We start from the raw sequence: 15,342 nt of genomic DNA, 5'->3' as shown, positions 1-15,342 counted from the left end.
GGATGTCTGCATTGATCAATTGGAAACGTACTGTCTCGACACTTACGCTAAGCGCCTTGCTTCTCGGCACGCACTCGGTAGCCGATGCCTCGACGACAATCAAAGAAAAACAAGAGCAACAGAAAAAAGTTAAAGAACAACGCAATAGCGTCAAACAGAATCAATCGAATACGTCTTCGAAAATCGAACAGAACACTAAAGAAATCTCGAAGGTACAAGAAGAAGTCAATAAGATGGACGCTCAGCTTCAAGACATCATCTACGACGTAGCGGCGAAACGCCAAGAAATCAAGCGTACCGAGATGAAGATTGAAGATCTCGAAGCGGACATTAAAGGTTACGAGAAAAAGATGATCGCTCAAGAAAAAATGATGAAAGAGCGGATGGCCACGATGCAAACGAACGGTGGCGGTTCAATCAACTGGGCAGAATTTATCTTTGGATCAAAAAACTTCTCTGACTTGATCACACGCATGATTACGGCTGGTACGATCCAACGTAGCGACCAAGAGTTGTTCAACGACTACGAAGCGACACGTCTGTCTCTTCAAGAAGCACAAGCCGCACTCAAAGCAGAGCGGGCCTCACTTCTAGAGCAACAGAAAGCACTCGAAGTGCGTCAAGCCGAACTCGAGAAGAAGATGAAACAGCGTGAAGCTCGCATCAAAGAACTCGAAGAGAAAAATATCGAATTTGAAACGCAAATCTTCGACCTACAAGAAATCGAAGCGACGTTGATCGCTCAAGAAGAAGCGATTGCAGCTGAAATCGAAGCACAGCGCCGTGAAGAAGAAGAAGCGCGTCGTCGTGCGGAAGAGGCAGCACGTCAAGAAGCGGCTCGTAAAGCTGAAGAGGCACGCCAAGCTGAGGCTGCCAAAGCAGCGGCCGCGCAACAAGCCGAAGAAGCGAGAGCTGAAGCTGCACGTCAAGAAGAAGCGGCTAAAGCTGCTGCTGCACAAGCTGCTGCTCAGAAAAAGCAGAACAGTAATACTAATTCCCAGTCATCGTCGTCTTCAAACCAAACGACACAAAATAATGTGACAGCTTCTAAACCGGCTGCACCACCGGCACCTAAGCCTAAGCCAGCACCAAAGCCGACACCAAAACCGGCACCGGCTCCTAAACCGGTACCGACTACGCCGACAGCTTCGGCACCGGCACCATCGAGCGCGAAATTCATTCAACCGACGACTGGTCGTTTCTCGCAAGGTTTCGGACCGGCAAGCGGACAGTTCGGCTATTCGTTCCATAACGGTGTCGATATCGCCGGACCAGTCGGTACACCGATCCGGGCTTCGGCAACAGGAACGGTCATTCGGGCTGGATGGGGTGGCGCTTATGGGAACCACGTCATGATCGCCCACGTCATTGGCGGTCAAGTTTGGACGACTGTCTATGCGCACATGAACTCGGTATCAGTTAGCGCTGGTCAGCGTGTGACGCAAGGATCAAACATTGGAACGCTCGGGAACACTGGAAACTCTTCAGGCCCGCACCTTCACTTTGAAATCCACCAAGGCAGCTACTCATACTCGTCTTCGAGCGCCGGTAGCACCGTCAACCCACGTCAGTTCTTCTAATCCTAAACAAACGAGCACTCGTCAATCGCGACGGGTGCTCGTTTTTGCGAAAAAATAGTGCCCATCCATTGCGGATAGGCACTATTTTTAATTAGCTTGCTCGATGTCGTCTTGTTTTGTGTCAGTCTTACGGAATCGCTCGCGAACGAGATAGATGATCGTTAAGCCGACCAACCATGGGATCCCGAACTTGAGTAAGATGTTGAAATCGGTAAACCATGTCGTGATCATTAAGCTGAGCAGCAGACCGGCACCTAGGAGCGGTAAGAACGGATAGCCAATCATACGGACAGGGAGTTTACGTCCCGTCCATTTTTTGCGGAAGAATAAGTGTGAGACGAAGACCATGAACCATGTGAAGATCGCTCCGAACATCGAGATGCCCATGAGGAACGGATACGACGTCTCCATGAATACTTGAAGCAGTGCCGCGAGGACGATCCCGCCTGTCGAAACGAACAAGGCAGGCATCGGAATCCCGCTGGTGCTTACTTTTTTGAAGATACGCGGTGCGTCGCCGGCTTCGGCGAGCGAGTACATCATGCGCGTCGAGGCATACAATTGCGCGTTCATCGCCGACAAGGCGGCGACCAAGATGACGAAGTTCAAAATGCTAGCCGCGCCAGGCACGTCAAACTGCTGCATGACGAGGACGAACGGGCTTTGATCGATACCAGCCTGCTGCCATGGGATGAGCATGAGCATGATGGCGATCGTGATCAAATAGAAGAACGTCAAGCGGAAAACGGTCGCCCGCAGCGCCTTCGGTACGGCGCGGTCCGGGTCTTTCGCCTCGCCGGCCGTGACGGCGACGAGCTCTGTCCCGAGGAAACTGAAGAGCGAGATGAAAATTGTCACCCACATGCCGTAAAATCCGAAAGCGAAGAACCCTTCATTTCCGGTCGTGATCGATTCGATTGGTGAGCCCGGTTGGCCGAACAGTGCGGCCGCACCGAGGACGATGAAAAGAATGATGGCAGTGACTTTGATGAATGATAACCAGTATTCGGTTGTCCCGAACGTATGGACGTGCCGAGCGTTGACGTAGATGAGCAATCCGCCGAACACGGCGACCCAGACGAATCCGTTCACATCCGGGAACCAGTAGCGCATGTAAATCGCGATTGCGCTCACTTCGACCCCGATTGCGAGGACGTTGGCGATCCAGTACGAGTAACGGACCAAGAAGCCGGCGAGCGGATGGACATAACGCTCGGCGATTGTGCCGAACGAGCCTGAAGTCGGATGAGCGACGGTCATCTCGGCGAGACAACCCATGAGCAAGAGGACGATAAACGCCCCGATGGCGTAACTGACGAGCACGCTCGGTCCTGCCGTTTGGATGGCGAGGCCGCTTCCGAGGAAGAGGCCCGTTCCGATGGCGCTGCCAAGCGAGATCATCGTGAGCTGTCGGGTCGACAGTTCACGTTTTAGTTTACTAGTTTCCAAAGTCAAATCTCCTTTAGTTGAGTGAAGTGTTGTTGGGGACGACTATAGCAGACAAAAAAATCACGTGTCAACTTGCGACGTTCTGAAACATGCGGTCGATTCGTCCGCACTTATAGAAGCAAAGTTTTTTTGCACACTTTTGTTTGACAGGATGAATCGGGAACGGTATAGTACGAGTTAACTTAACTGAAACGAACAAAGGCGTCGACGAAGAGAAGTAACGACGGTCCCCGCATGACAGAGAGCTGATGGTTGGTGTGAATCAGTATGTGGGACGTCGCGAATGGACTTCCGAGCTCTAAACCGAAATTTTTAGTAGGCTTTAGCGGGTTACCCACCGTTATCACGGGGAAGCGGATGATTGTCCGTGAAGCGGGTTCTATATGAACCAACGAAGGTGGCACCACGGGGTTACTCGTCCTTCTCATAGCGTGAGCTGTGAGTTGGACCGAGTGACCCTTTTTTGTTTTTTAAATTGAATCTTAAATCGATGATTGAGAAGAGTAGCGTGAAGAAGTCTCGTACAGAGAGTCAGGGGTGGTGGGATCCTGACCGAGACCGTCACGTGAATGGGCTCATGAGAGCACGGCTGAATGTTAGTAGGCCGTGACGGCTTCCACCGTTATCAGGATACGATGTGATAGCATCGGAAAGTGGGATCGATTGATCCAACGAGAGGTGGCACCGCGGTCCATACCGTCCTCCATACGACAGACGTCGTATGGAGTTTTTTTATACCCAAATCGCTTAAGGAGGAACGGACATGTTAACACGACTACTGACGAACCAAGTGACGACGACCGAGATGAAACAGGCGGCTTCCGAGTTGTTTCAAGCGGATGAAACGCAAATCACCGAGGTGCTTCTCGCATTGAAAGCACGCGGCGAGACGGCCGAAGAGATGGCGGGGCTGGCCGATTATATCCGTGAAGCGGCGACGTTCCCGGAGACGACGCTCCCTGTGCTCGACGTTTGTGGGACCGGCGGTGACGGAGCGAACACGTTCAACATTAGTTCGACCGTCGCGTTCGTTCTCGCCGGACTTGGTATCCCGGTCGCGAAACATGGGAATCGGAGCGTGTCGAGCCGGTCGGGTAGCGCCGATGTGCTCGAGGCGTTGAATATCCCGATTGTCCAAAGTGCTGACGACGTGTTAGCTGAACTTGAGCGGACGAACTTGAGCTTCTTGTTCGCCCAACATGTCCACCCGATTATGAAACATGTCATGCCGGTGCGAAAACGGCTCGGGACGGCGACGATCTTCAATCAAATCGGTCCGCTGACGAACCCGCTCAAGCCGAGACGGCAATTGATCGGCGTCTACCATCCAGACTTGATTGAGAAGATGGCTACGGCGATGCGCCATCTCGGAGTCGAACGGGGCATGGTCGTCCATGGGGCCGGCGGACTCGATGAGGCGAGCCTCGTTGGTGCGAACGAGGTACTCTTCTTTGACGGAGAGCAGACGGCACGATATCAAGTCGACCCGCGAGACGTCGGGTTGATGCGGGCACCGCTGTCGGCGCTACAAGGTGGTACACCCGAAGAGAATGCGAAGACGCTCGTCGCCGTTTTGAACGGCGCGGCAGGACCGGCGCGGGACGTCGTCTTGTTGAATGCGGCACTCGCATTATGCACATACGGCGCCGTCAAGACGTTACGTGAAGGTGTGGCCGAGGCGAGCCGAAGCATCGACGAGGGCCACGCCGTCCGCGTCCTTAAGCAACTACAAAAAACGGAGGTGGGCGCATGAGCTACTTGACGAAAATTATTGGGACGAAAATCGAAGAGGTCAATCAGATGCAAGACGTCACGGTCACGGCGACAGAGCCGATCTCGTTACAGAGGCTGGTCGCGGACGGGTTTCATATCATCGCGGAAATTAAGCGGGCGTCCCCATCAAAAGGCGTGATTCGAGCCGAACTGGATGTGGCCGAACGGGCTCAGGTTTACGAACGGGCCGGTGCGACGATGATTTCGGTGCTGACGGATACGACGTACTTTAATGGGTCGTTCGATGACTTACGCCAAGTCGCTGACGCCGTCGATATCCCGGTCCTGTGTAAAGACTTCATCATCGATGAACGGCAGCTCGATCGGGCGAAAGCGGCCGGCGCGAGCGCGGCGTTGTTGATCGTCGCGGCGCTGCATCCGACTCGCCTGCACGCGTTGAAGCAACACGCACGCCTGATCGGCCTCGACGTGCTCGTCGAAGTGCACGATGAAGCCGAGCTCCAGACGGCGCTCGAACTTGAGGACGTGCTGATCGGCATCAACAACCGGAACTTGAAGACGTTCGACGTATCGCTTGAGACATCGATTGAATTGATGAAGCGTTATCCGAACGTGGCGTTCGTCAGTGAGAGCGGAGTCAGCACCGGCGAATCAGCGAGCCGACTGCGAGACGCGGGAGCCAAAGCCATTCTCGTCGGAGAGGCGCTTATGCGACAGGATGACCCGACGGCGTTGATTGAGGAGCTGAAGACGTGTTCGTTAAAATATGTGGATTAAAAACAGAAGCAAGCGTGACGGCGGCGGTTGAAGCCGGGGCCGATGCGATCGGCTTCGTGTTCGCGAACAGCTCACGCCAAGTCGATGTGACGACGGCGAAACGGCTACGGCAGTTGATCCCGAATCACGTCCGTGTCGTCGGAGTGTTCCTCGACCCGACGCTTGAGGAGGTCGAGACGGCGATCACGTGTGGATTGACGGATATCCAACTGCACCGGCGCACGTTGCCGTTTGAATCGTTCCGGCAGTTCAATCTGCCGATCATCGAAGCGAGTAGCAAGACAGAGGCAGATATCGTCTTACTGGATGCACCGACGCCCGGAAGCGGGGAGACGCTCGACTGGTCACAGTTGGAACGCCCCAAGCGAACGTTCTGGCTCGCCGGTGGTTTGACGGCCGATAACGTGAGACAAGCGATGCATGACGTACGGCCTGACGGGGTCGACGTCTCAAGCGGTGTCGAGACAGATGGAGAGAAAGATATCGATAAAATTCGCACGTTCATCAGACGTGCCAAGGAGGAAACACCATGTACACACAACCAGTGAACGGAAAGTTTGGCCCGTACGGAGGAAAGTATATACCGGAAACACTCATGCAAGCAGTTGAAGAACTCGAGGTGGCTTATGAGGAAGCGAAGTTAGATCCTGAATTTCAAGAACGCTTCGACGAGTTGCTCAGCGAATACGTCGGACGGGAGACGCCGCTCTACTATGCGGAGAACATGAGTCGACGCCTCGGGACGAACGTCTACTTGAAACGTGAGGATTTGAACCATACCGGTGCCCACAAGATCAACAACACGATCGGGCAGGCGCTTCTCGCCAAGCGGATGGGGAAACAGAAAATTGTCGCTGAGACCGGTGCCGGACAACATGGTGTGGCGACGGCGACGGTGTGCGCGCTGCTCAACTTAGAATGTACGATTTTCATGGGTGAGGTCGATGTCGAGCGGCAAGAGTTGAACGTGTTTCGGATGGAACTGCTCGGGGCGACGGTCATTCCGGTCAAGTCAGGCAGCCGAACATTGAAAGATGCGGTCAACGAGGCGTTACGCTACTGGGTCAAACACGTTGACGATACGCACTACGTCATGGGCTCTGTACTTGGACCACACCCATTCCCGACGATGGTACGTGACTTCCAAAGTGTGATCGGAACAGAGACGCGGCGTCAAATTTTAGATAAGACCGGACGCTTGCCGGATGCCGTCATCGCTTGCGTCGGTGGTGGCAGCAACGCCATGGGGATGTTCTACCCGTTCTTGAATGACGAGGATGTCGCCTTGTACGGTGTCGAGGCAGCAGGAAGCGGCGTCGATACGGACAAGCATGCGGCGACGCTCACGAAAGGTGAGGTCGGCGTGCTCCACGGCTCGCTCATGTACGTGCTCCAAGATGGGGCCGGGCAAATCCAAGAAGCGCACTCGATCTCGGCCGGCCTCGATTATCCTGGGGTCGGACCAGAACATAGTTTCTTGAAAGACATCGAGCGTGTCCGTTACGCGGCGGTCACCGATGAGGCAGCGTTAGAGGCATGTATGTCACTCAGTCGACATGAGGGCATCATTCCGGCACTCGAGTCGTCACATGCGCTCGCCTATGCCGAGACGCTCGCCGCGACGATGGACGAGGACGATTTGCTCGTCATCTGTCTGTCAGGCCGAGGCGATAAAGATGTGCATACGATTCGAGAAAGGGTGGGACGGAAATGAGCTTAGAGACAGCGATTCGAAATAGAGACGGGGCAGCGTTCGTCCCTTACATCATGGCCGGAGACGGCGGACTCGATCAACTCATTCCGACGATCGAACGGCTTGAAGCGATGGGCGCGACGGCGATCGAGCTCGGGATCCCGTTCTCAGATCCGGTAGCGGACGGGCCGATCATCGAGGCGGCGGGGATGCGTGCTCTCGCGAACGGCGTGACGCTCTCTAGTGTGTTGGATTATTTAATAGAAGGAACTGAGCGTTTCTCAGTCCCGATCGTCCTCATGACATACTTGAATCCGGTGTTCCGGTTCGGAATCCAACCGTTCTTCGACCGTGCGGCCGCATGCGGCGTCAGCGGTGTCATCATCCCCGATTTGCCGTTCGAAGAGAGCCTCGAACTATTCGCAGGGATCGAACGGAACGGGGTCGCGGTCGTCCCGCTCGTCACATTGACGAGTAACAAACAACGAATCGACACGATCTTAAGTCAGGCCGAGGGGTTCGTCTACGCGGTGACGCTCAAAGGGACGACCGGAAAAGTCGACGCGTTCCCGGACGAACTGCTCGCCCATTTGCGCTCGTTGACAGAACGGTCTCCGGTCCCGGTACTCGCCGGATTCGGTGTCCATCGGGAAGACCAAGTACAAGCGCTCGGTGAGGCGTGTGACGGGGTCGTCGTCGGCAGTTTCATCGTCGAGGCGCTCCACGCCGGACGCGAGCAAGACGTCGCCGATTTGATCGCAGCGGCGCGTCGAGTCAAAGCATAAAACAAGGACCGTGCCTCGGGCACGGTCCTTGTTCGTTCATAGCTCGACGCGTTCAAGCCCGTCTTCGCCGAACTTGCGATCGAGTTGGTCGTGACGATACGTCGAGGCGAGGACGTACAATAAGTCGCCCGGCTCAATTTTCGTTTGACCCGTAGGCGGGATGAGGTAGTCTTTGCGGACGATCGCATTGACGACCGTGTTCGGCGGTAACGTGATGTCGGCGAGCGTGCGTCCGATCATCGATGACGTTTCTGTCGCCACGTACGGAACGAGCTGATGCTGCGACTGTTTACTCGACACGAGCGCGATCGTATACGGTGAGCGAATCTTATCCGGCCCGAGCAGGTTCAGTCTGGCCGCGAGCGGTGTGAGCGTCGTTCCTTGAATCAACGCGCTCGTCACGACGACGAAGAAGACGGCGTTGAAGATGAGTTGGCTGTTGTCGATCCCGGCGATGAGCGGAAACGTCGCTAGCACGATCGGGACCGCTCCTTTTAGGCCGGCCCAGGAGATGAACAGTTTTTCCTTATGCGTGAACGGCATCGCGATCGTCGATAAGTAAACGGCGATCGGACGGGCGACGAACATGAGGAAAAATGAAATCAACAGCCCTTTCCAAATGAGTTCTGGGTCGAACAGTTGTTTCGGATAGACGAGAAGGCCGAGGATGACGAACATGATAATTTGCATGATCCAAGCGAGCGCCTCCGAAAATTGGACGATGGTCACTTCGTGGGCGGTGTGGGCGTTCCCGACGATCATCGCGGCAAGATAGACGGCAAGCAAGCCGCTGCCGGCGAAATAGGCGGCCACTCCATACGTCATGAACGCCATCGAAATCATGAGGACGGCGTGCAGGCCGCTCGACTCAAGGCGCAAGTGATTGAGCATGAGCCGTGACAGGTTCCCGAGCATGTACCCGGCGAACGCCCCGACGATGATCTGGAGGATGAACATCCCAATGCCGTCCCAAATCGTCGTGTCCGGTTTCAACATGAAGTCGAGAGCGAGGATCGTTAAAAACATCGCCATCGGGTCATTCGTGCCGGACTCGGCTTCGAGTGTCGCGCCGACTTTCGGTGCGATATTCTTTCCTTTAAAGGCGGCGAATACGGCGGCAGCATCGGTCGAGCCGATGATGGCACCGAATAGGAAAGACTCAATCCAGTCGAAACCGAATACGAAACGAACGGCTACGGCGACGAATCCGGCCGTCAATAAGACGCCGATCGTCGCGAGCGAGGCGGACGGAGCGAGGACACTCCGAATCGAGGCCCATTTCGTCTGCAGACCACCTTCGAACAAAATAACGATCAGAGCGGAGATTCCAATCATCTGGGCAAGGTTCGAGTCATCGAAGAAGATTAAGCCGGTGACGTCACTGCCCATGACCATGCCGATCCCCATGAACAGAATCAACGCAGGAAGGCCAAAACGGGTGGACACGCGCGTGGCCAAAACTCCCGCGACGAGGAGGAGACCGAACAAGAGGATTGAAACGTCTGTACTTAAAATAGGTGCAGTCAAACACATCACTTCCCTTTGAAATTGTCACTTTTCACATAGATTATTAAGTTCATTATACCATGAAACCGTTATGAAATAAGAATGAACGTATCGTCAATTATGCTAATTGGAATAGTCGGATATCGGTGTGGTACATTAGGAGTATCAAAGGGGGATTCATATGGCTAAAATTCACGTCTTGCATGAAAACAATGAGTGGACGGACCATCTCGTCAAACGGCTCGAGGAGTTATCGCTTCCATATGAACTGTGGCATTTAGATGAAGGAATCATCGATATTGAAGCGACGCCGCCAGATGGTGTGTTCTATAACCGGATGAGTGCGTCGTCACATACGCGCGGGCATCGCTACGCGCCAGAGCTGACGGAAGGGGTACTTGCCTGGCTCGAGGCGAACGGACGGACCGTCTTCAACGGGACACGGGCGATTCGCCTCGAAGTGAGCAAGGTCAACCAGTATACGGCGCTTCGTCAAGAAGGGATCCGTGTGCCGAGGACGATCGCTGCCGTCGGAAAAAAACAAATCATCGAGGCGGCCGAGAAGCTTGGCATGAGCCCGTTCATCACGAAGCATAACCGGGCTGGTAAAGGGCTTGGCGTGCAGCTGTTCCATTCGATTGAGGCGTTGAAAGGGTATGTGTACGGACCGGCGTTCGAGGACTCGGTCGATGGCATCACGCTCATCCAACAATATATCGAAGCGCCGAAACCGTTCATCACGCGCTGTGAATTTATCGGCGGAAAGTTCCTCTACGCGGTACGGGTCGACACGTCGGAAGGGTTCGAACTATGCCCGGCGGATGCGTGCTCGATTGAAGACCAATTCTGCCCGGTCGGCGAGACGCCGCCGGCCAAATTTGAAATCGTCGACGGGTTTGCCGATCCGATCATCGATCAACTAGAAGCGTTCTTGGTAAAAAATAATATCGCAGTCGCGGGGATCGAGATTATCGAAGACCGTGACGGTAACGTCTATGCGTACGACGTCAACACGAATACGAACTATAACTCGGACGCGGAAGCGAAGGCAGGTCAATACGGCATGCTAGAACTCGCGACGTTCCTTGGCGACGCGCTTCACGCGAAGACAAAATAAGGGTCAGGCTTTCGCCTGACCCTTTCGCTGTGTATGTTGTAATTGTTGTTCAAATCGAATTTGGACTAGCTCTGCTGTCGGGGTCATTCGTTCAATGAACGAATCTAAACGTTTTGCAGTGTCTCGATCTGATTCCTTGAACACGCGCATCGTTGTTCACCTCATTGATCATTGTTGTAAGTGCCTCTACAACGATGTTTCCCGAGGGGGTCGATGCGTAAACCTCAATCAACCGAGGAATGTGCCGAGTTCTTCTTTTGGAAGGATGTTTCCGACGTAGAAGTCACCAAACTCCCCATATTTGGCGCTGACTTCATCGAAACGCATCTCGTAAACAATCTTCTTAAATTGGAGCGAGTCTTCCGCGAAGAGCGTGACGCCCCATTCCCAGCCGTCAAATCCGGTCGATCCGCCGATGAACTGCTGGATCTTGCCGGCATAGCTGCGGCCGATCATGCTGTGACGGTACATGAGGTCTTTCCGCTCGTCCATCGACAGCGTATACCAGTTGTCCTCGTCACGGCGCGCCTTGCTCATCGGATAGAAGCAGATGTGGGCTGCTTTCGGCAACGTCGGGTACAAGCGCGAGCGGATGTGCGGGTTCTCGTATGGATCTCCGTCACCAGAGCCACGGTACATGCCGAGCTCGATGACCGAGACGTAAGAGTACGATGGGATCATATAGTCGTACAGTTTCGTCTTACGAAGGGCGAGTTCGACTTGCTCGAGCTCTTTGAACGTCGGACGAAGGACCATGAGGACGACGTCCGCTTTTTGACCGAGGATTGAATAGAAGGCGTGACTGCCTTCTCCGCGTGTTTCGACGTCTTCAAGCGAGGCGAGGAAGGCGACGAACTCCTCAATCATTTCTTGACGCGCCTCTTTGTCGACTGCTTTTAGGCGTGTCCAATCGATCGAGCGGAAATCATGGAGCGTATACCAACCGTCTAATGTGGCGGCTGCGTGCTGTGTTTCGGTTGTCGGTGCTGGACGTTCTGACATGAAAAAACTCCTTTCAAGACTTGGCTTCGCTGTTTATTTTACCACAGACACTTTACCGCCTGGCAAATTTGGCGCTGTCTGTGAGGGTAATCACAATCGAGACCGGGGAAAGGAAAAAGCGGACACAGAAATGTAAACGGCTTCACAGCAACCTGTATCAGTCATAAATACATAACTGTTCTATTCATATAATGACTGATTTCAAGCGATTTATGACGATATGGGCAGAATAGTTTATTTTAAAAAAAGGACTGTGTATAATAAAACACGCATACGGACAATTGTGTCCTAAAGAGAAAACATAGATATCTTCCAATCGAAAAGGAGTTCACTTACCATGAAATTATTTGACACGTTGAAGCAAAAAGTCAGCCCGATTCGTCCGACCATCGTCTTAGCAGAAGGCGTCGATGAGCGCGTCCTTGGAGCTGCAGTCCGTTTAAAAAATGACGGCATGGTCAACCCAATCGTCGTCGGTCCGAAAGCGGACATCGATGCAGTCGCAGCGAAACACGGCTTTGATATCTCGAACTTGACACAGTACGACCCAGCGACATACGAAGATATCGACACGCTCGTCGAATCGTTCGTCGAACGCCGTAAAGGCAAAGCGACGGCTGAACAAGCTCGTGAATTGTTGTCGTCAGATGTGAACTACTTCGGTACGATGCTCGTCCACACGGGCAAAGCGGAAGGTCTCGTCTCGGGTGCGATGCATGCGACGGCCGACACGGTCCGTCCGGCACTTCAAATCATCAAGATGCAAGAAGGCATCAAAAAGACGTCAGGTGTATTCATCATGGTACGTGACGATGAGCAATACGTCTTCTCGGACTGTGCGATCAACATCGCACCGGATGCGGCCGACCTTGCCGAGAACGCCTACTTGTCAGCGTTGACGGCGAAGACGTTCGGCATCGAGCCGCAAGTCGCGCTCCTCAGCTTCTCGACGAAAGGTTCGGCGAAGTCGCCTGAAACCGAGAAAGTCATCGAAGCGACGCGTCTCGCCAAAGAGAAAGCGCCAAACCTTCCAATCGATGGTGAGCTTCAGTTCGACGCAGCGTTCGTCCCGAGCGTGGCAGCGAAGAAAGCACCGGGCTCTGACGTCGCCGGTAACGCCAACGTGTTCGTCTTCCCGAGCCTCGAAGCCGGGAACATTGGCTACAAGATGGTTCAACGTTTCGGCGGATTCGAAGCGATCGGACCAATCTTGCAAGGTCTCAACAAGCCAGTCAACGACTTGTCGCGTGGCTGTAATGAAGAAGACGTCTATAAATTGACGCTCATCACAGCGGCACAAGCGATTGACGAGCGCAACGAAGCGTAAGTCAGAAGCATCTTCCCACAGCGGAGGATGCTTTTTTTGATGCGTAGTTGTAAACTATTGGAAAAGGAGGCGGTCACATGGAGGAGATTGAGGGAGCCATCACTTTACCGGAAGGACATCGCTACGCCATGTTCGGCGGTGGAGATGATTTTCCGATTAAAACTTACTATGAGGGCGTGTTTGAAGAAGTGTTCGTCGCGTACCATCCGTTTCTCGGACCGATAGAAGATCCTAAAGCAATTGACCGATATGTCGAGATGAACAAAAACGAAGTGGAACAGCATTTTCGTGCCGTCGCATGGGAAGATATGCGCCGCCAACTTGGTTTTGAAGACGTCAAACGTATCGATCACGCACTCCGAACGATGATTGGGGCGTTGAAACCGCATGCCGAAGATAAAGAAGGCGCAAATCGAATCATCGAATTTTGCGAGCGCGAGAATTTACTCCCACCTGGCGAAGGCGAGCTGTCTGATTTCTTAAAGAATCGGGTATTAAGGGCGCTTCTGGAGACGGGAGAAGAATGGATATGGAGCGGCGACGAATTTTGTACGGAGCGCCATCTTATCAACATTCGAGAAGTTCTTGCAGCCGATACATGGGACATGAATCATCGCACGTTTTTCGGCTATCAGCATGATTGGCTCATCGTACCGCCATGGGATAGCCACTTCACTTTATTTTGCGGCAGTCAGTCTTGGGTAAGTGACATGGTCGAACGTTGTGGTCTGAAAGGTTTCTACTGCGATGACGAGACGACCATCAATTGGAGTTTGTCCGACACGAAACTGAGGTAAACTAGTAGGGGATAACAATTTAAGGGGGAAACAGCATGCAAAGCATCCATGCAACCGAATTACGTGAAAAGCTTGAGAACGGGGAGTCGCTCCACATCATCGACGTGCGCGAACAAGACGAGTACGACGCGGGCCATATCCCGAACGTGCCGCTCTATCCGCTGTCTGAATTCCCGGGCGTGACCGAGAAGCTCGCGCAAGACAACGTCTATCACGTCATCTGTCGCTCGGGCGGACGCAGCCAGACGGCGTGCGACTATTTGGAATCGGAAGGGTTCAAAGTCGTCAACGTCGAGGGCGGCATGCTCGCTTGGGACGGTGACGTCGAAGCGTGATGCTCGACAATCCGTGGGTCGTCATTCCGCTCTTGATCGTCCTCTATTTGACGGTGTACGCGTTCGTGAAGCGTCTCGACTGGAACAGATGGCGCACCATCTGGGCGGTGTGGATCGTCCTGATCGTCCTTTTGTTGACGATCCGCCTCATACAAAGTGTGTAAAAAAACGAGTGAAGCCAAGTACATGGCTTCACTCGTTTTTAGTTGTCACGTTTATCGAACGTGATTGACGCGATCGCGTCGTGCTGGTGGATCGACTCTTCGTTTCGGCATTCGACGAAGAAGTTGACGACTTGTTTCATCTCGTACAAGTCGGCTGCAATCAAGCGGACCATATCTTCTACGAAACGTGGGTTTTCGTAAGCGATTTCTGTAGCCCGTTTCTCATCCGGACGTTTTAAGACCGGGTGAAGTGGTGCCGATGCGTTCGACTCCGCCGCATCGAGCAATGCGAGTCTCCAGTCGAAGCCGTCGAGCGACGCTTCGTCAAGACCGGCTTCGATTGTGATGTAGCCGCGCTGGTTATGGGCGCTGTATTCGCTGATCTCTTTTGAACATGGGCATAGCGTCGTCACGTTGATGACGAGACCGACCGTCACGCTCGCCATACCCGTCTCGAGGTTGTACGTCACGTTGTGCATGACGTCAGCGTTCATAAGACCGCTGAGGCCCGTCGCCGGTGCTTTCCGGCTGAAGAACCATGGGTAGCGGACCGTCAATTGACCTTCCGTTTGTTCCATACGCTCGGCGAGTTCTTGGGCGAACTCGATGAGCGAGCGGTTTGATAACGTCCAGCCTTGCGTATGGTACGCGTCGAGCTGTTCCGTCAAGCGGGACATGTTGATGCCTTTACGATCTTGGACGAGTGATGTCGTTAATTCAAACGTTGCGACCGTCGCTTGGATGCCGTCTGGAGTTTCGATGTTGACGGGATGTTTGACGTTCGAGATCCCGACGCTGTCGAGTGCGAACAAGAAGTTCTTAGGTGTATTTTGAAGATCGACCATTTTATCTTTTTCTGTCGGTTTCGTACCTTTGACCGGCGGGACCGAGCCGAATAGTTTATGTCGTTCTGCTTTAGTAGGTAAAGCGACATGGCTTGTAGACATAATCGGATTCTCCTTTTTTAAGAGGGCAAATGACCGCCACTCGTTCTTGTTAGGATTTTATCACGAAATGGATACAAACTGGGTATCATTTTGCTTCGCGAACGTGCTTTGAACCTGCTCCGCGGAAAA

The 15,342-nt window shown here is 53.6% G+C and carries 15 protein-coding genes and 2 other annotated features; of the genes, 11 read left to right on the top strand and 4 right to left on the bottom strand.

Annotation, left to right across the window (positions count from 1 at the left end; all coding sequences use genetic code 11):
- Positions 1–2: 2 nt before the first annotated feature.
- Positions 3–1,580: a murein hydrolase activator EnvC family protein gene (locus tag EVJ21_RS07870; RefSeq protein ID WP_131490284.1), complete on the top strand. Its 1,578-nt coding sequence runs from the start codon at positions 3–5 to the stop codon at positions 1,578–1,580.
- An 87-nt stretch (positions 1,581–1,667) separates the two neighbouring features.
- On the opposite strand, the gene EVJ21_RS07865 is transcribed toward EVJ21_RS07870, so the two are convergent.
- Positions 1,668–3,035 carry an amino acid permease gene (locus EVJ21_RS07865; RefSeq protein WP_370252057.1) on the bottom strand — a complete coding sequence of 456 codons (1,368 nt, stop codon included), beginning with the start codon at positions 3,033–3,035 and terminating at the stop codon, positions 1,668–1,670.
- A 189-nt stretch (positions 3,036–3,224) separates the two neighbouring features.
- Positions 3,225–3,455, top strand: a binding site (T-box leader).
- Positions 3,456–3,510: 55 nt separating this feature from the next.
- Positions 3,511–3,736 (top strand) — a binding site (T-box leader).
- 56 nt (positions 3,737–3,792) lie between these two features.
- Between EVJ21_RS07865 and trpD the strand changes: the two genes are divergently transcribed.
- From trpD to trpA, 5 genes are read left to right on the top strand one after another with little or no spacing between them, the layout of a single operon-like run.
- Complete coding sequence (gene trpD / locus EVJ21_RS07860) at positions 3,793–4,782, top strand: anthranilate phosphoribosyltransferase (RefSeq protein ID WP_131458837.1); 990 nt, start codon at positions 3,793–3,795, stop codon at positions 4,780–4,782.
- Positions 4,779–5,540: an indole-3-glycerol phosphate synthase TrpC gene (gene trpC / locus EVJ21_RS07855; RefSeq protein WP_131464734.1), complete on the top strand. Its 762-nt coding sequence runs from the start codon at positions 4,779–4,781 to the stop codon at positions 5,538–5,540. The genes trpD and trpC overlap by 4 nt, the downstream gene beginning before the upstream one ends.
- Positions 5,516–6,088, top strand: a complete 573-nt coding sequence (locus EVJ21_RS07850; RefSeq protein ID WP_131464732.1) for a phosphoribosylanthranilate isomerase — start codon at positions 5,516–5,518, stop codon at positions 6,086–6,088. The genes trpC and EVJ21_RS07850 overlap by 25 nt, the downstream gene beginning before the upstream one ends.
- A complete protein-coding gene (gene trpB / locus EVJ21_RS07845) occupies positions 6,070–7,254 on the top strand; it encodes a tryptophan synthase subunit beta (protein ID WP_016508329.1) in 1,185 nt (394 codons plus the stop codon). Before EVJ21_RS07850 ends, trpB begins: the two co-directional genes overlap by 19 nt.
- On the top strand, positions 7,251–8,018 hold the full coding sequence (gene trpA, locus EVJ21_RS07840) for a tryptophan synthase subunit alpha (protein WP_131439350.1): 768 nt from the start codon (positions 7,251–7,253) through the stop codon (positions 8,016–8,018). The genes trpB and trpA overlap by 4 nt, the downstream gene beginning before the upstream one ends.
- Before the next feature lie 36 nt (positions 8,019–8,054).
- Here trpA and EVJ21_RS07835 read toward each other — a convergent pair whose 3' ends face one another.
- Positions 8,055–9,551: a potassium/proton antiporter gene (locus tag EVJ21_RS07835; RefSeq protein ID WP_131464728.1), complete on the bottom strand. Its 1,497-nt coding sequence runs from the start codon at positions 9,549–9,551 to the stop codon at positions 8,055–8,057.
- 154 nt (positions 9,552–9,705) lie between these two features.
- Between EVJ21_RS07835 and EVJ21_RS07830 the strand changes: the two genes are divergently transcribed.
- Positions 9,706–10,641 (top strand): ATP-grasp domain-containing protein, encoded by a 936-nt coding sequence (locus EVJ21_RS07830; protein ID WP_131490283.1) that lies wholly within the window; start codon positions 9,706–9,708, stop codon positions 10,639–10,641.
- 228 nt (positions 10,642–10,869) lie between these two features.
- Here the strand turns inward: EVJ21_RS07830 and hemQ are convergent, their stop codons facing one another.
- On the bottom strand, positions 10,870–11,643 hold the full coding sequence (hemQ, locus tag EVJ21_RS07825) for a hydrogen peroxide-dependent heme synthase (RefSeq protein ID WP_131490282.1): 774 nt from the start codon (positions 11,641–11,643) through the stop codon (positions 10,870–10,872).
- A gap of 337 nt (positions 11,644–11,980) precedes the next feature.
- Here hemQ and pta point away from each other — a divergent pair, with 337 nt between their 5' ends.
- From pta to EVJ21_RS15365, 4 genes are all read left to right on the top strand, one after another.
- Entirely contained in the window at positions 11,981–12,970 is a 990-nt protein-coding gene (gene pta / locus EVJ21_RS07820) for a phosphate acetyltransferase (RefSeq protein ID WP_070329128.1), read from the top strand.
- A gap of 77 nt (positions 12,971–13,047) precedes the next feature.
- Positions 13,048–13,767, top strand: coding sequence for a DUF2711 family protein (locus tag EVJ21_RS07815; protein WP_131490281.1), 720 nt, complete (start codon positions 13,048–13,050; stop codon positions 13,765–13,767).
- Between the two features lie 35 nt (positions 13,768–13,802).
- Positions 13,803–14,102 (top strand): rhodanese-like domain-containing protein, encoded by a 300-nt coding sequence (locus EVJ21_RS07810; protein WP_016508292.1) that lies wholly within the window; start codon positions 13,803–13,805, stop codon positions 14,100–14,102.
- Complete coding sequence (locus EVJ21_RS15365; protein WP_161567604.1) at positions 14,099–14,266, top strand: hypothetical protein; 168 nt, start codon at positions 14,099–14,101, stop codon at positions 14,264–14,266. Before EVJ21_RS07810 ends, EVJ21_RS15365 begins: the two co-directional genes overlap by 4 nt.
- A gap of 38 nt (positions 14,267–14,304) precedes the next feature.
- Here the strand turns inward: EVJ21_RS15365 and folE2 are convergent, their stop codons facing one another.
- On the bottom strand, positions 14,305–15,213 hold the full coding sequence (gene folE2 / locus EVJ21_RS07805; RefSeq protein WP_016508342.1) for a GTP cyclohydrolase FolE2: 909 nt from the start codon (positions 15,211–15,213) through the stop codon (positions 14,305–14,307).
- Positions 15,214–15,342: the final 129 nt, after the last annotated feature.

Source organism: Exiguobacterium sp. SH0S2, assembly GCF_004337185.1.
GTDB classification, from domain to species: domain Bacteria; phylum Bacillota; class Bacilli; order Exiguobacteriales; family Exiguobacteriaceae; genus Exiguobacterium; species Exiguobacterium aurantiacum_A.
Note: the sequence above shows the minus strand (reverse complement) of the source record. Positions and strands in the feature narration are given on the sequence as shown.

Excerpts from the sequence above, each read along its gene's own strand:
- EVJ21_RS07835 (WP_131464728.1), bottom strand. The coding sequence starts at position 9,551 with ATGTGTTTGACTGCACCTATTTTAAGTACAGACGTTTCAATCCTCTTG.
- EVJ21_RS07810 (WP_016508292.1), top strand. The coding sequence starts at position 13,803 with ATGCAAAGCATCCATGCAACCGAATTACGTGAAAAGCTTGAGAACGGG.
- EVJ21_RS07830 (WP_131490283.1), top strand. The coding sequence starts at position 9,706 with ATGGCTAAAATTCACGTCTTGCATGAAAACAATGAGTGGACGGACCAT.
- pta (WP_070329128.1), top strand. The coding sequence starts at position 11,981 with ATGAAATTATTTGACACGTTGAAGCAAAAAGTCAGCCCGATTCGTCCG.
- trpC (WP_131464734.1), top strand. The coding sequence starts at position 4,779 with ATGAGCTACTTGACGAAAATTATTGGGACGAAAATCGAAGAGGTCAAT.
- folE2 (WP_016508342.1), bottom strand. The coding sequence starts at position 15,213 with ATGTCTACAAGCCATGTCGCTTTACCTACTAAAGCAGAACGACATAAA.
- hemQ (WP_131490282.1), bottom strand. The coding sequence starts at position 11,643 with ATGTCAGAACGTCCAGCACCGACAACCGAAACACAGCACGCAGCCGCC.
- EVJ21_RS07815 (WP_131490281.1), top strand. The coding sequence starts at position 13,048 with ATGGAGGAGATTGAGGGAGCCATCACTTTACCGGAAGGACATCGCTAC.
- EVJ21_RS07870 (WP_131490284.1), top strand. The coding sequence starts at position 3 with ATGTCTGCATTGATCAATTGGAAACGTACTGTCTCGACACTTACGCTA.
- trpD (WP_131458837.1), top strand. The coding sequence starts at position 3,793 with ATGTTAACACGACTACTGACGAACCAAGTGACGACGACCGAGATGAAA.
- trpB (WP_016508329.1), top strand. The coding sequence starts at position 6,070 with ATGTACACACAACCAGTGAACGGAAAGTTTGGCCCGTACGGAGGAAAG.
- trpA (WP_131439350.1), top strand. The coding sequence starts at position 7,251 with ATGAGCTTAGAGACAGCGATTCGAAATAGAGACGGGGCAGCGTTCGTC.